Genomic DNA, 14,804 nt, shown 5'->3' with positions numbered 1-14,804 from the left:
ACCGCATCAATTCCTTATGCTTTAAAGTAAATAAATTGAATGTTTGAAAATTCCGGAAGGTGCATGTATTTCATTCAAAGTAATAAGTGGGCTGCATCCCGAATCAATAACTGTTGGTACAAAGAATAAACTTACTTATCCTTGTATTACTAATCTTATAAATACATTTTGATGGAAGCAACGCGTACGCCAATAATCAAACAAGGATGGATCAGAGCTTTGATATACATCATCGTTGTTTCATTAGTTGTGTATGCTTTCACGGTGTTTGGGGATGAAATCATGAATCAGTTTAAAGTGGGTACCGAGAGCAGTGATGCAAGCATTTTAAACTTTGGGATTTTATATGGCCTAATGGGTCTTTCAATTTTCATTGTTACCTGGCTTATGAGAAAGTTTGTAGATAGACAATCTTTCGAAAGCCTGGGATTTAAATGGAATGGTTACAGCAACGAAGCAGGACTTGGATTCTTTGGTGCACTTGCCATACTGGGTATTGGCTCGCTAATTTTGGTTGCCACCGGCTATATTTCTTTCCTTTCAGCAACCTTCGATATAAACCCATTATTGCTAGAAGTCGTGATGATGATTGTTGTTGCTTTTGTTGAAGAATTGTTGTTTCGTGGGTATATTCTGAACAATCTTTTGCAGTCAATAAATAAATGGTTAGCCCTGGCTATATCCTCTATTTTGTTCGCCCTGTTTCACCAGACAAATCCCGATGTCACTGTTTTTGCCATCGTAAATATTCTTTTAGCCGGGCTCTTATTAGGCCTGAATTACATTTTTACGAAGAACCTTTGGTTTGGTATCTGCTTCCACTTTGCATGGAATTATTTCCAGGGACCAGTATTAGGATACGACGTTAGTGGTTTAAAACTTACCAGCATACTTCAGCAAACAGTTACAGGCCCGGAAGTTTGGACCGGGGGTCCCTTTGGCTTCGAAGGTTCATTGCTTTGCCCGCTTTTATTCGTTGTGGCGATTGCGGTTTTTGCGTTTCTTTTTTTAAAAAGATACCAATCGTCAGCCATCTAGTCTTCTTTTGATTTTCAGCGAGTTAATTATTAAATTGTCTTTAAATTCCCCATATGAAAAAGGCAATTATAGGTGCTATCGTTGGCGCTATTATCTTATTTGGGTGGCAAGCAGTTTCCCACATGTTTATGCATCACCAGGAGTCGGCTTACAGACAAGTTGAGAACCAGGAAAAGGTTATTCAGGCTCTTGCCGGTATGTTTAAAGAAGATGGACAATACCTCGTTCCCAGGAGCAACCCCAAATCCTCGCAGGAAGAAATGGCAAAATTCGATGAGGGGAGACAGGGAAAGCCTTTTGCAATCGTCACCTATCATACTGCTGATAAGTCAAACATGGGCATGTCTGCTATTCGCAGTTTTACAACAGCCTTTCTATCCGTACTGATTTTTATCTGGCTCCTTGGCAAAAACCGCGGATCATTTGCAACTATCTTTCTCAAAACTATCGGCCTTGCCATTTTGATTTTCATCTTCGTCTACTATAATAGCAACATTTGGTTGCAGACACCATGGGACGTGATAAGGCCCGAATTAATTGACTTATTAGCCGCATGGGGACTAACGGGCATCTGGTTGGGTTGGTGGTTAAATAAAGGAAGAGAAAGGAGGTGATTATAGTGGAGGAACTATTAGCGTACAGATGCTTTTTTGGCGAATGAACAATGTATTGTACAAGTGAGTGACACAACGATGTCAAATGGAGGGCTAAAGTTTGTCACAAAAAAAAGGTTGGCAACAACAGTGGCCAACCTACTATCAGTATTTTCAGAAATGTCTAAGGCATTATTATAAGTGGACTTTTTCCACCCTTAATTTCTACCAGTTCAAGATCAAAAGTTAGTTCTTCGCCAGCCAGGGGATGATTTGCATCCAGCACGACTGAGTCCTCACGAACTTCCCTTATCACTACGGGAAAATTTTGTCCTGCACCGTTACTCATGTTTAACTGCATACCTACCTCTGGCTGCATATCTGCAGGAAAACGGTCGAGAGGGAACTCCATCAAAAGGTCGTCTTGTTTCTGTCCATAAGCTTCGTCTACCGGAATGTTTATGGTCTTCTTCTCTCCTACCTGCATACCGGTCACGCCACTATCAAAACCCGCAATAACGTTGCCGCTACCTACCTCAAATTCAAGTGGTTCGCGGCCTTCGCTACTGTCGAAAGTAGTGCCATCATTTAATTTTCCGTGATAGTGAACCCTGACAGTGTCACCATTTTTTACTTGTTCCATATTGTTACTGTTTAATTGTAAAAACCTTACTATATCTTTTTCCGCACAACAATCTTGCCACTGGAATTCTACATATCCCTAAAAAGCAAGCTCAGAAAACGCAAAGGAAATGCGGGCCAAAATAAACTGTTTAAAAAAGAATTGTCAAATTAAATTTGATGATTACTTATACAAACAGGAACCATGAAAAAAGCATCTTTGCCTTTAGTTATCAGCCTTTTTTGCATGATAATTACGTCTGCTCAAAAGACTAAGCAAAGCACTGCAAAGCTTTCACCTGCTACTTCGCCAGCTAAAAAAATTCTGCCTGGCGCCTACCAGGTAAGTGAATATTTGCCCTTGCTAAAAGGCAAGAGAGTTGCCATTTTTGCAAACAATACGGCTACCATCAACAACACTCATTTGGTTGACACTCTCAAAAAATTGGGCATTACTATCAGCAAAATTTTTGGTCCAGAACACGGCTTCAGAGGAGACGCAAACGCAGGGGCGCATGTTGATAATTACACGGATGCAAAAACCGGTATTCCTGTTATCTCGTTGTACGGATCAAAAAGAAAGCCTTCTGAAGAAGACCTGGCAAACGTGGACGTCCTGCTTTTTGATATACAGGATGTGGGGGTGCGGTTCTATACATACATTTCTTCGTTGCAGGACTTTATAGAAAGCGCGATGGAGTTTGATAAACCCCTCATCATTTTAGATCGTCCAAATCCAAACGGATTTTATGTCGACGGCCCTGTGCTTGACACTGCTTTTAAGAGTTTTATAGGTATGCAACCTGTGCCTGTGGTGTACGGAATGACCATTGGAGAATACGCGAATTTTCTTGTAGGGGAAGGACTATTTGATAAAAATATAATGGCATCTTGGATGATGAGAATTGTAAACAATGCTTCTGACACCGCTAAAAGAAAAGGCAATGGATTGAACATAACCGTTATCAAATGCCGCAACTATACTCATAAAAGCAAGTATATTTTGCCCATAAAGCCTTCACCCAACTTGCCTGACGCGGGCTCCATTTATTGGTACCCTTCCACCTGCTTTTTTGAAGGAACTGCATTGAATGAAGGACGAGGCACCGACAAGCCATTCCAGATTTTTGGCCATCCTTCGTTACCAAAAAATTTATACGCTTTTACCCCTGTAGCAAATGCGGGCTCAAATAGTCCAAAGCTGAAAGACCAACTTTGCTACGGCTGGAATCTGTCAGGAACGAACGAGCAAATACTGCAACAGATAGATAACAAAATCCAACTAAAATATTTGTTGAACGCCTACAAATTGTTTCCTGATAAAGCGAATTTTTTCCTGAAGGCAAGCAAGGCGAATCCGAAACCTGCAGACTTTTTCTTTAATAAACTTGCGGGCAATGCAGAACTAATGCAACAGATAATAGACGGGAAATCTGAAAAGGAAATAAGGGCAAGCTGGCAACCAAAACTGGAAGCTTTTAAAAAGAAAAGAAAAAAGTATTTGATGTATCCTGATTTTGAGGCCACCTAATTTCCTAAAAGAAAATTTACCAAGCTAATTTAAAAAACTTCATCTCTTTACATTTACGCATGTCAGAAAATTATACCTCTCCACTAACAGAACGCAATGGTTTAAAGATTGTCTTTATGGGAACACCGGAGTTTGCGGTTGCCTCACTAAATGCATTGGTGGAAGCAGGATTTAACATTGTAGGAGTAATCACCGCACCTGATAAACCTGCAGGCAGAGGAATGAAAATGACTGAAAGCGCGGTAAAAAAATATGCAGTTGAAAAAGGTTTGCATATCCTTCAGCCACTGAAACTTAAGAACCCGGAATTTCTTGCAGAATTAAAAGCCCTGAACGCCGACCTCCAGGTTGTGGTTGCCTTTCGCATGCTACCTGAAGTTGTTTGGAAAATGCCGCCTCTAGGCACTATCAATCTTCATGCGTCACTTTTACCGCAATACCGTGGTGCCGCTCCCATTAATTGGGCCATTATCAACGGTGAAAAACAAACGGGCGTAACTACTTTTAAACTACAGCAAGAGATTGATACAGGAGATCTTTTGTTGCAGGAAAAAATACTGATAGGCGAGAATGACACCACCGGCCAGTTGCACGATATAATGAAAGAAATCGGGGCAAATTTACTGGTAGAGACAGTGAAGGGAATTGAAGACGGCTCGCTGCAGGAGACGGCGCAATCAAAAGCGCTCGAGCAGTTTACCGGGGAACTAAAACATGCACCAAAGCTTTACACGGAAACTTGCACGATTAACTGGAATAAGACCTGTGACGAGGTGTATAACCTGGTAAGAGGCTTGTCCCCCTACCCCGGCGCACTCACGCACCTAAATGGAAAGATTTTGAAGATTTATCAAAGCGGCAAGGAAAAGGTCAATACTAACATGACTGCCGGCCAGTACGAAACAGACGGCAAGACTTTTCTAAAGTTTGCTTGTGTCGACGGTTACATCCACGCTCTGGACGTTCAGCTTGAGGGCAAAAAAAGAATAGGAATTGCAGAGTTTTTGCGAGGGTATCGTTTTGAAAAGTAAGTAAACGAAATATTTTTCTTGCCCAGCTTTCGTATTTCATAGCGCCATCGTTGTGTCACTCACTTCGACAGTATTTCCTCTTGCGGCCAGCACTCCCCAAATCTTTTTACTATTATTTGAGATGTTTCTTGTTTTGTTAAAAGTTTATTCCACTTTTGATTCTACCGTCAAAAATAGAAGAGCGTTATTTCTATTTAATCCGTTCAGTTTCTAATAATCCATCCCCTGAAAAGCAAGCTCTTTTTACCTGGAGCTACACTTTTATCTACATCTTTAAAAAATTACCCAATGAAAATTTTTACACGTGGTGTGTTATTGCTTCTTCTTACCCCTGTTTTTCTTACTTCTTTTGGACAAACTGTTATTAGCACTGAAACTTTCCCAGCTGCGTTTAATGCTACTTATACTACGCCCATGAATACCGGCTTTTATGAGTCGATAGGAAAATGGATTGGCTATACGTCTGATGCGCGTTCTGTTATTGCGGTCGATAACAAGCAACACTTTTCCGGTCCTTTTGCGTTGCGATTGCAGAATAACACCACTACAAATCTTACTGACGAGTCTACTAACAGGGCTACAGGTCCAATAGTTAACCTTCCATGCGCAACAGCTGCCACGTTCAATTTTAAAATATTTAATCTAAACGTTAATCCGGCCAATACTTACTTCTATTTATTCGTGCTTCTATCGAAGGATAATGGTTCGACCTGGACGCCTATCATGAAGAAATCCGCCTCGGAACTTATTAACTCCTATGGTACCAACCAATGGAGTGATGTGAGCCTTCAGGTACCCAGCGAGTTTTTCAACTCCTCTGTCCGATATCGGTTTATAGGCTGTCATCTTCCCGGTAGCAGTTTTGAAAACACTTTATATATTGATGATATAAAATTGATTTCTACCCCATGCGCTACAACTTCCAACCTGAAACTAGGCAACCAGATATGGAACGACTTTGACGGAGATGGCAAAAGGGATTTAAACGAACCTTCCATTGCCGGTGCCGCTATCAGTTTATATACTGATAACAACTCAGACAACTTGCCCGATGGCGCTGCTTTTAAGACTACCACATCTGATGCACAGGGCCGCTATCTTTTTTCTGACTTGGCTCCTGGCAGATACATCGCTTCAATGCCTATTTTGCCGGGTTACCAGCAAAGCCCTAATTCTTCTACCCAGGAGATCAGCCCGTTTCCTGATTTGAATATTGACGATGTAAACAAGTTGGTAAGGTTGATTGGACCAAATGGTCCGGGTGGAATATTGTACACAAATGCTATCACCCTTTCTGCAGGCGATGAGCCTACAACAGATGGCGATGACGGTAACGGCAACCTCACTTTCGATCTTGCAGAATGTGGTAATGGTTATATCGGTGATTTTGTTCGGAACGATCTAAATGGAAATGGTATTCAGGAGGCTAGTGAACCAGGTTTAAACGGAGTAGAGGTTACTATCACTTTCCCTGACGGAATAACTTCCACCACTAACACCGGAACTTACAACGCTGCAAATAACTCAAATGCTCCGCATTATGACGGTTATTACAACTTTCCTAATCTCGGCCCGGGTACTTATAAAATAACCTTTGCTACTCCTGCGGGATTTAATGCAAGCCCCGCTAATGCTGGCTCTAATGATGCAAAGGATAGTGATCCTGTAAACGGAGCGCCTGTGTTAGTTACTCTTGAAGCCAATCAAAGTGACTTTACCATTGATGCAGGATTTACGAAGTTTACTCCGCCACCTGTTGCAACCTGCATAAATCTCAGCGTAGGAAATCTGGTGTTTAGTGATTTAAACGGCAACGGTATAAAAGAATTAAGCGAACCAGGAATAAGTGGATTGACTGTAAAATTGTATGCAGATGATGATGGTAATAACGTACCTGATGGAGCCGCTCTCTCAACTGTTATGACTGATGAAGAAGGTACTTATCTATTCAGTAACCTTGCTGCAGGCAAATACATTGTTGGTGTAACTACCGGTAGCACGTATACACTTGGAACAATTAACAACGCAAATGCTGATGACAATAAGAATAATGACAACAATGGTGTAAGAACCGTAAGCGGCGAAGTTAGAAGCAACTTCATCACTCTTTCAGCAGGTGACGAGCCAATCAACGATGGCTCTGATAACAACAGCAATCTTTCTCTAGACTTTGGTTTAGTGATGGCTGGCGCCAGGATTAGCAACATGGTAAATACAGATGCTGTCGGAACTACCTCAATCTCTGTTTTCCCTAACCCAACGAGTGACTACGTAACAGTGAAGGTAGATGCTACAGCATCCGGGGCAGGCATTGTAAGAATCACAGATGGCCTGGGCCACTTAATTACAACCAAAAACATAACGTTGAGGAATGGAGCAAATACGATCACATTTACCGATTTCGGAAAATTAAATGCAGGAAAATATAACGTTCAGTTACTTTTTAACTACCACGTTTACAACCAGCAAATGATACTGGTTAAATAAGATCAACTCCTTAAATCAGAGTAAGCTGCCCTTGAAAAACGAGGGCAGCTTTGTTTTATAAATTGCTTATAAGTCAATGATTCGAAAAATTGAACCCGCAGATACACAAGAATGTGCTGACGAATGATGCGAGGTAAGAATGGTGTACATAGTTAGAAAGCCGGCACAAATCAAAAAGTAAAAATTTTAAAAACATGTAGTCATTCAAATAAAACTTGATACGGTCACGAATAATAAACGGATAGCAAATAAAATCTGAAAGAAAGGGGCTGTTTGCAACCTATTCAATCTTGCATTCATCATATTACCGTTGCGCTAAAGCCATTACTACGGCAAGCTGCAATTAATCCTCCCCTATCCAAATTTTTGCGTAATGCAAACCGGTTTTTAATAAACCTGCGGATCTAATTATTTCTGAAAATCTTTTTTTATTTAAAATTCCAAGACTATGAAAATTTTTACCAGGCTATTGTTTTTGGTATTAATGCAACTGGGTTTTATCAGTGGCTTCGCCCAAAGCTCCACTAATTTTTGTTTTGTAAGTCCCGACGCAACCAAATCAGGGATTGTTTTTGCAAACTCAACAGTTACTTACAATGCAGACAAAACTGTTACTATCCGAACAACGCTAGCAAAAACGTTTGTTGATAACTCTTATGGTACTGGCGTTGTTGGCTGGCCTGGCGACAACCACAAATTCAATCATCTTGTTACATCTGACATGCTTCAATTGGCTTTGTTAAGTAGGTCAGGAGCTAAAGTGCTTGAATTTAAAATAGATTATTTTAGTCTAAACAGTAATAATCCTTTATATCCTAATCATTATGGAACTACCGGCGTTACTTCTAACGACGGAGAAATGCTTGCAGGCAATGCAGGAGAAATTTTGAAAGTAAAAACTTCAATCAGTGAAAACTTCAAAAACTACTGGCACTCAAATGATGATAACATTCTTACAGTAAATTCTCCCAATGCTAATGGTAGTTACGCCATAACCAATTCTAAATACGCGGGATGGGACTTTGACGTGTGGTACGAGGTTACAGTTGCTAATCTATCTTCATTTGAAGGATCGGTTATACCAGTAATTTCAGGATTACATGCGAGCCCAAGCAAAACAGGTAAAGACTCTGAACCACTTGTAAGCTGCGTATCACCTAACAAAGGAATTATCGGTGATTTTGTTTGGAACGATATAAATCAAGATGGTATTCAGGATGCAAATGAAAGTGGTCTGGCTAATGTTATTGTAGCTATTGCAGGGGCAAATGGTTTCTCAACAACTACAACCACAAATGCATCAGGTAAATACCAATTTACTGGTCTTGCTGCCGGAACATATACCATTAGCTTTTCTACTCCTGCTGGTTTTAGTCCATCGCCTGCTAACCAGGGGAAAAATGAAGAAAAAGACAGTGACCCTATAAACGGAAGTGTATCAGTAACCCTTACATCTGCCCAAACTAATAACAGTATTGATGCAGGATTTTGCAAAAAACGTGTGGCAACTAACCTTACTTTAGGCAACCAGGTTTGGAATGATTTTGACGGGGATGGTCACCGTGATGCTAACGAGCCAGGCATCCCTGGCGCTACTATCAGTTTATACCCAGATAACAACGGTGATAATAAGCCTGATGGAGCAGCTATCAAAACAACTACCTCTGATGCAAATGGTAGATACTTTTTTACTAATCTTACAGAGGGGAGGTACATAGCTTCTATGCCTGTTCTTTTGGGATTTTCACAAAGCCCTAATACCTCAACCCAGGCAACAAGTTCTGACCCCGATAACAATATAGACGAGGATAACAATTTAGTGAACCTTATCGGAGATAACGAAGCAGGTAAAGGTGTTTTGTATACCAATGCCATTACTCTTACTTCCGGACAGGAACCTAGTACCGACGGTGATGACGCAAACGGCAATCTTACCTTTGACCTTGCACAGTGTGGTAATTATTTTATTGGCGATTACGTTTGGAATGATAAAAACGGCAACGGTATCCAGGAGGATGGTGAACGCGGTATAAATGATGCTATTGTTACCATTACTTTCCAGGACGGTCGCACCGCTACTACTAAAACCCTTAATTATAATCCAAGCCACAATGCTGACGTCGCCAAATACGATGGCTACTATGATTTCAAAAATCTTGGTCCAGGCACTTATACTATCACTTTCACTACACCGGTTGATTATACTTCAAGCCCCGCAAACGCAGGAACAAATGATGAAAAAGATAGTGACCCTGTAAACGGATCGGTTAAAGTAACGCTTGTAAGCGCAAGTAACTTTACTATTGATGCAGGTTTCAAACCTAAAACTACAACGACCACACCTCCGGGCAGTTGTCCTGGTGCAATGACTTTTGAGGGTTTTGAAAATGTGTCCGGAAAAAATTCAGACTTATACGAGGGTTTACCAAGAAATGGCTCTTATCAAATCGTACAAAATGTGGGTCAGCTTGGCGGTGGAGGTTATCTTAATATACAACCTCGTTCAGGTAACTCTTTCCTTGCGGCTCATACCAGCAACACAGAAACTGACAGGGTTTATTTTACCACAATAGATGTGAAGCCTGGAGCAACTTATAACTTTTGTGCAAACGTAACACTGTTAAAAAACCTTGGAGACGGAGCAAATTACATTTTAGGGGTGTATGCAAATGGAGTACAAATTGGCGAAGGCCGCGTAACTTTTGATTGGACGCAGATCTGTGGTAGTTATATCGTTCCCTCAAACACCAAATCAGTTACTTTCTCTATCCAAGATCCCCAAAAAGGACTGTTCTTTGTAGCTCTCGACGGCATTTGCATTACAAAAGCAGATAACCTCTCAATAGGTAATTACGTATGGAACGACTGGAACGGAAACGGGGTTAAGGATAAAAAAGAATATGGCATTCCAGGTATAGATGTAAAATTGTACCGTGTGAAAGATGGGGTAGCAGTAGATAGTGACATCAATACCAACCCAACTTTCGGCTTGCAAGTAGCTACCACTAAAACTGATAACAAGGGATTTTATGAATTCAGCAATTTACCTGAAGGTCAATATTACACCTCTATTACCATATTAACTGGTTATTCAAGAAGTCCAAATCTTTCAAATGGTCTATTCAGAGCATCCACTTTAGATCCTGACAATAATGTTGATAATGATAACAATGCAGTACGACCTGTAACTGCTGAAATGGGTGAAGAGATTTACTCTAATGTAATTACGTTAAAAGCAGGTACCGAACCGACTTACGATGGAGACGGAGCAGATAACAATCTTACATTAGACCTCGCTCTATGTGGTAACCTCTGGATTGGTAATTTTGTTTGGAAGGATGATAATGGTAATGGTATTCAGGATGCTGGAGAGAAAGGGATTAACGGAGCTTCTGTTACTCTTGAATTGCCTGACGGAAGTAAAATAGAAACACAAACTGCGCCTTATGATGATTTGAAGCACCCTTCTGTAGACACGAACGGATATTATGATTTCCAGCGTTTAGGCCCAGGAAAGTACAAATTAACTTTTAAACTTCCTGCAACAGAAGAGTACGTGCAGTACTGGTCTCCGACAACTATACATGCAGGTCCTAATAATATAGACAGCGATATTGATGCAAAGGGTTATGTTGAAGTCGTTTTATCTGGGAATGTAAGTAACCTTAATATTGATGCCGGATTTATGTTAACCGCCGCGTCACGTAACACAAATACTACCGGAGAACAATCAACTTCCACGTCTGCTCAACCTGGCTGTAACTTAAAAATTGCGCTTGAACCTAAAAACCCTGGTTGTTTTAACAATAGAACTGGAAGCATATTAGCGACAGTAACAGGTAATACTAGTAAGCTTTCTTATACATGGAGCAATGGTTCAACCGGCGCTAATTTGATGAACGTGGGTGAAGGAAAATATACACTGACAGTAAAAGATAAAGAGACAGGTTGCGAGGTTACTTCTGGCGAGGTTACCCTGGCATACCCCGCAAAATTGGAAGCAAGTGTAAGAAGTGCTGAAACAAACGGATACAACATTCTTTGTAAAGACTCTAAAACAGGATTGATAGACTTAGAGGTTACAGGTGGGAAAGGGATCTATACTTACTTGTGGAGCAATGGAGCTACAACTCAGGATTTAGGTGATGTGACTGCGGGAAGATATACTGTTACAATTAAAGATGCAGCAGGTTGCGCGGTGAAAACCGAGATCAGTCTAAAAGAACCAGAAACAAAGCTTGAAGTAACATCTAACGTTACCCAACCTGGTTGTGATATCAAAATCGGTTCTATTAACCTTACAGTTGCAGGTGGTGTTGCACCTTACACATATAACTGGAGCAATGGTTCAACCGGCAGTAACCTTAAAAAAGCTGCCCCCGGCCTTTATACAACAATTGTAAAAGACGCTGTAGGTTGCGAAGTGTCAACTCAGTTTGAAATAAAAGAATACAATCTGTCAGTAACAGCAGAGGCGTCTAACGAAACATTAAACCGTTCTAACGGAGAAGAAGCTACTACTCTACGTGCTGTAGCAACAGGTGGTTCAGGCGACGTAACGTATACATGGAAAGGCACTGAGTCTGTAAGCGAAAATGACCGCGCTAATGCCATCGTTAGCCCTAAAAATTCAACTGAATATGTTGTTACTGTGAAAGACGCTGCTGGCTGTACTGCTTCAGCTAAAGTATCAGTTAAGGTGGTAAACGAAGCAGCTAAACCATCAGTGAGTGTTGAACTACCAAGTGAAAGAGTTCGTGTAACGCCTAATCCATCAAATGGCAACTTCAATGTCATACTAAATGGTTTTACAGGAAAAGTTGACATCAGGATTTTAGATGCAAGCGGAAAAAACGTTGCAAGCAAGCCAGTGTTGGTTGATGCCAAACAAATGGTAATACCTTTCAATCTCACTAAATCGCCCATTGGTTTTTACATTGTAAATGTTGTTGCCGCCGAAGGAAGTTTTAAAGAGAAAATGATCATCAGGCATAATTAGTATTAGTTTACTTAACTGGAGATCTTGAATTAATAATCCCTATGAACATCAAAAGGCCCTCAAAAAGAGGGCCTTTTACTTTCAATGATTTACCGATATATTTTTAAAGAAGGTTTATATGTAACTCACTGAAGTTTTTCAATGAAGAAATTTTTAGATCAGCGATACTCCACTTTTCATCTTTCTGCTGCGAGTAGGTAGGAACAACCACACATTTCATTCTAGCTGCTTTTGCAGCAATCATACCGTTGACCGAGTCCTCAAAACAAATACATTCAAGTGGAGAAGATTGTAAAGCCTTTGCACAATCAAGATACACCTGCGGATGGGGCTTGCCATATTCGAGCTTCTCAGCAGAGGTTTTTGCTCCCAAATATTTTTCGATTCCAAGCATATCGATAATAGTATCCGCAACACTCATAGGCGAAGACGTTGCGAGACCTACCTTATATCCCCTGCTCTGAAAGAAGTCGAAAATGTATTGCATGCCCGGCATAGCTTTCCCTTCCAGCCTGATCTTCCTCGTTACCAGTTCCACAATTCTTGTGGCTACCTTTTCAAGCTCAGTATCATCGAATTTATAGTCACGCAACCACCATGCAACGAATTCGCTTGTACGCAAACCCGTAGTTGATGCAAAATCTGCGGGAGTTAGCCTTTTTCCATAAGTTTCGAAAACTTCTGCCGCCGCAAGCGTCCACAACGGTTCGCTATCTATCAGCAAACCATCCATATCAAAAATCACTGTATTTAAATTCATCGGGTATTTTAAGCCGGCAAAGATAGTATTAGCAATTCTTATAATAATTCTAGGGGAATTAAAAGAAGCTAAGGCGGTGTTACTAACACATTATTTCAGTGCAAAAGTTGCATTGACTTCAAATTGAAGCTTTATCTTTTTAAAATCAATATTCGGTGCTTGCTCACCATCCGCTGCACTGGCCGCTTCTGCTTTCATCATCCTGTTAGCATACATCGGCTGGGGGTAAGAGCTTATTTCATTAGGTTCATTTATCGAAATGGCTTCACCCGCCTTTTCATTGATGGCATCGGCTAGATAGATTGCCTTGTCCCTTGCAGCTTTTACAGCCTGCACTTTTAATTGCTTTTTGAACTCTTGCAATTTGCTGTGGCTTACTCGGGAGATAAAGAAATTCTGTGTGGCCTCGTCGTCGAGCTTTTGCACCAGTTCATCCATTTTTTTTGTTGTGGCTAATTTTACCTGGTATGTGATGCTTGCTTTTAGGTCAGGGTTCTTTTTTTTGTTCTTTCTATAAATCCACAAGTTGCCATCCCAACCCTGGTAGCCTTGTACACTTATATCGCTTTCATTTACTCCAATGCTTAAGGCTGCTTTAAGGAAGTTATTTTTTATTGCATCTATGTCCACCTTGCCTCCACCTTTTTTATCATACTCGCGCAGATCTACCTGTACGTAAATTTCGTCTGGAACAACTTCCATTTCAGCTACTCCTGATACGTTGATCGTTCTCTGCTTTATTGGTTCCTGGCTTATGGCATTAATACTTATCAAACTAAACACAGCGATCAAACAACTAAATATTCTTTTCATAGTTTTATTTTTTTAAAGGAGTAATATTTTCAACGATTACACAAAATAAAAATTAATTTACTCTGGTCTTAACATTGCATTTACATTCCTTATTTTGCACTCGCTCTAATTGCTTGGCTAAATAACTATAATGAGTTCAGTCGTTGATAAATTTAAAAATATAAGGCTATTTAGATCAGTGTTGTACGCAATGGTAGGTGTAGTATCGTACCCAATGCTGGCAATGATAAATAAGCTGAAAATCGAAGGAACAGAACATATTGAAAACCTTCCTAAAGGCAACGTTCTTTTTGTAAGTAATCATCAGACCTATTTCGCAGATGTAATTACTTTTCTCCATATTTTTTGTGCCGTAAAGTGGCGTAGACATAACAAGCTTGGCTTTCCGGTGTATTTGCTAAATCCCTTCACCAATGTTTATTATGTGGCCGCCGAGGAAACAATGAAAGGTAGTTGGATAAGTCGCTTTTTTGCGTTGGGTGGGGCGCTTACAGTAAAACGGACATGGCGCGCGGAGGGCAAAGAGGTTCGCCGCGGCCTCGACCCTTCTGACACACGAAAAATACAAAGGGCCCTTGCCGATAGTTGGGTAATTACTTTTCCCCAGGGAACAACAAAGCCTTTTGCCCCTGCAAGAAAAGGTACTGCTTACATTATCAAAAACCACAAACCTATAGTTGTTCCTGTCGTCATCAACGGTTTTTGGAGGGCTTTTAATAAAAAAGGACTTGCTTTTAAAAAGAAAGGATCACTGTTATCGGTTCGGTTCAAGGAACCTTTGGTAATAGATTATGACAAACCTGTTGACGCAATTTTAGAGCAGGTAATGGATGCAATCGAACAAAGCAAAAGGTTTATGTTAAAGGGAAAGCACCACGCGATTACTGCGGCAGATAAATGATAGTTTGAAGCTTTTAAGAGCACAATTACA

General features: G+C 40.6%; 10 protein-coding genes. 7 read left to right on the top strand and 3 right to left on the bottom strand.

The annotated features are described in order from the left end of the window. The first annotated feature begins 171 nt into the window (after window positions 1–171). Complete coding sequence (locus SAE01_RS05585) at window positions 172–1,038, top strand: CPBP family intramembrane glutamic endopeptidase (RefSeq protein ID WP_147202668.1); 867 nt, start codon at window positions 172–174, stop codon at window positions 1,036–1,038. A gap of 53 nt (window positions 1,039–1,091) precedes the next feature. Further along, window positions 1,092–1,652, top strand: a complete 561-nt coding sequence (locus tag SAE01_RS05580) for a hypothetical protein (protein ID WP_147202667.1) — start codon at window positions 1,092–1,094, stop codon at window positions 1,650–1,652. A gap of 163 nt (window positions 1,653–1,815) precedes the next feature. On the opposite strand, the gene SAE01_RS05575 is transcribed toward SAE01_RS05580, so the two are convergent. Further along, window positions 1,816–2,274 (bottom strand): FKBP-type peptidyl-prolyl cis-trans isomerase, encoded by a 459-nt coding sequence (locus SAE01_RS05575; RefSeq protein WP_147202666.1) that lies wholly within the window; start codon window positions 2,272–2,274, stop codon window positions 1,816–1,818. Window positions 2,275–2,457: 183 nt separating this feature from the next. On the opposite strand from SAE01_RS05575, the gene SAE01_RS05570 reads away from it, so the two are divergent. From SAE01_RS05570 to SAE01_RS05555, 4 genes are all read left to right on the top strand, one after another. Continuing rightward, window positions 2,458–3,783 (top strand): exo-beta-N-acetylmuramidase NamZ family protein, encoded by a 1,326-nt coding sequence (locus tag SAE01_RS05570; RefSeq protein WP_147202665.1) that lies wholly within the window; start codon window positions 2,458–2,460, stop codon window positions 3,781–3,783. A 59-nt stretch (window positions 3,784–3,842) separates the two neighbouring features. After that, window positions 3,843–4,814 carry a methionyl-tRNA formyltransferase gene (fmt, locus tag SAE01_RS05565; protein ID WP_246113164.1) on the top strand — a complete coding sequence of 324 codons (972 nt, stop codon included), beginning with the start codon at window positions 3,843–3,845 and terminating at the stop codon, window positions 4,812–4,814. Between the two features lie 288 nt (window positions 4,815–5,102). Further along, on the top strand, window positions 5,103–7,301 hold the full coding sequence (locus SAE01_RS05560; RefSeq protein ID WP_147202664.1) for an SdrD B-like domain-containing protein: 2,199 nt from the start codon (window positions 5,103–5,105) through the stop codon (window positions 7,299–7,301). A 448-nt stretch (window positions 7,302–7,749) separates the two neighbouring features. Next, window positions 7,750–12,300: an SdrD B-like domain-containing protein gene (locus tag SAE01_RS05555; RefSeq protein WP_147202663.1), complete on the top strand. Its 4,551-nt coding sequence runs from the start codon at window positions 7,750–7,752 to the stop codon at window positions 12,298–12,300. Between the two features lie 103 nt (window positions 12,301–12,403). Here the strand turns inward: SAE01_RS05555 and hxpB are convergent, their stop codons facing one another. Together hxpB and SAE01_RS05545 are read right to left on the bottom strand one after the other, a co-directional pair. Then, a complete protein-coding gene (hxpB, locus tag SAE01_RS05550) occupies window positions 12,404–13,060 on the bottom strand; it encodes a hexitol phosphatase HxpB (protein WP_147202662.1) in 657 nt (218 codons plus the stop codon). Window positions 13,061–13,150: 90 nt separating this feature from the next. Further along, window positions 13,151–13,873 carry an SIMPL domain-containing protein gene (locus SAE01_RS05545; protein ID WP_147202661.1) on the bottom strand — a complete coding sequence of 241 codons (723 nt, stop codon included), beginning with the start codon at window positions 13,871–13,873 and terminating at the stop codon, window positions 13,151–13,153. 130 nt (window positions 13,874–14,003) lie between these two features. On the opposite strand from SAE01_RS05545, the gene SAE01_RS05540 reads away from it, so the two are divergent. Then, entirely contained in the window at window positions 14,004–14,774 is a 771-nt protein-coding gene (locus SAE01_RS05540; protein WP_147202660.1) for a lysophospholipid acyltransferase family protein, read from the top strand. The last annotated feature ends 30 nt before the right edge of the window (window positions 14,775–14,804 follow it).

The organism is Segetibacter aerophilus, assembly GCF_007991655.1.
Lineage (GTDB): Bacteria > Bacteroidota > Bacteroidia > Chitinophagales > Chitinophagaceae > Segetibacter > Segetibacter aerophilus.
This window is presented reverse-complemented; position numbering and strand designations above follow the sequence as displayed.

Excerpts from the sequence above, each read along its gene's own strand:
- SAE01_RS05585 (WP_147202668.1), top strand. The coding sequence starts at position 172 with ATGGAAGCAACGCGTACGCCAATAATCAAACAAGGATGGATCAGAGCT.
- SAE01_RS05580 (WP_147202667.1), top strand. The coding sequence starts at position 1,092 with ATGAAAAAGGCAATTATAGGTGCTATCGTTGGCGCTATTATCTTATTT.
- SAE01_RS05575 (WP_147202666.1), bottom strand. The coding sequence starts at position 2,274 with ATGGAACAAGTAAAAAATGGTGACACTGTCAGGGTTCACTATCACGGA.
- SAE01_RS05570 (WP_147202665.1), top strand. The coding sequence starts at position 2,458 with ATGAAAAAAGCATCTTTGCCTTTAGTTATCAGCCTTTTTTGCATGATA.
- fmt (WP_246113164.1), top strand. The coding sequence starts at position 3,843 with ATGTCAGAAAATTATACCTCTCCACTAACAGAACGCAATGGTTTAAAG.
- SAE01_RS05560 (WP_147202664.1), top strand. The coding sequence starts at position 5,103 with ATGAAAATTTTTACACGTGGTGTGTTATTGCTTCTTCTTACCCCTGTT.
- SAE01_RS05555 (WP_147202663.1), top strand. The coding sequence starts at position 7,750 with ATGAAAATTTTTACCAGGCTATTGTTTTTGGTATTAATGCAACTGGGT.
- hxpB (WP_147202662.1), bottom strand. The coding sequence starts at position 13,060 with ATGAATTTAAATACAGTGATTTTTGATATGGATGGTTTGCTGATAGAT.
- SAE01_RS05545 (WP_147202661.1), bottom strand. The coding sequence starts at position 13,873 with ATGAAAAGAATATTTAGTTGTTTGATCGCTGTGTTTAGTTTGATAAGT.
- SAE01_RS05540 (WP_147202660.1), top strand. The coding sequence starts at position 14,004 with ATGAGTTCAGTCGTTGATAAATTTAAAAATATAAGGCTATTTAGATCA.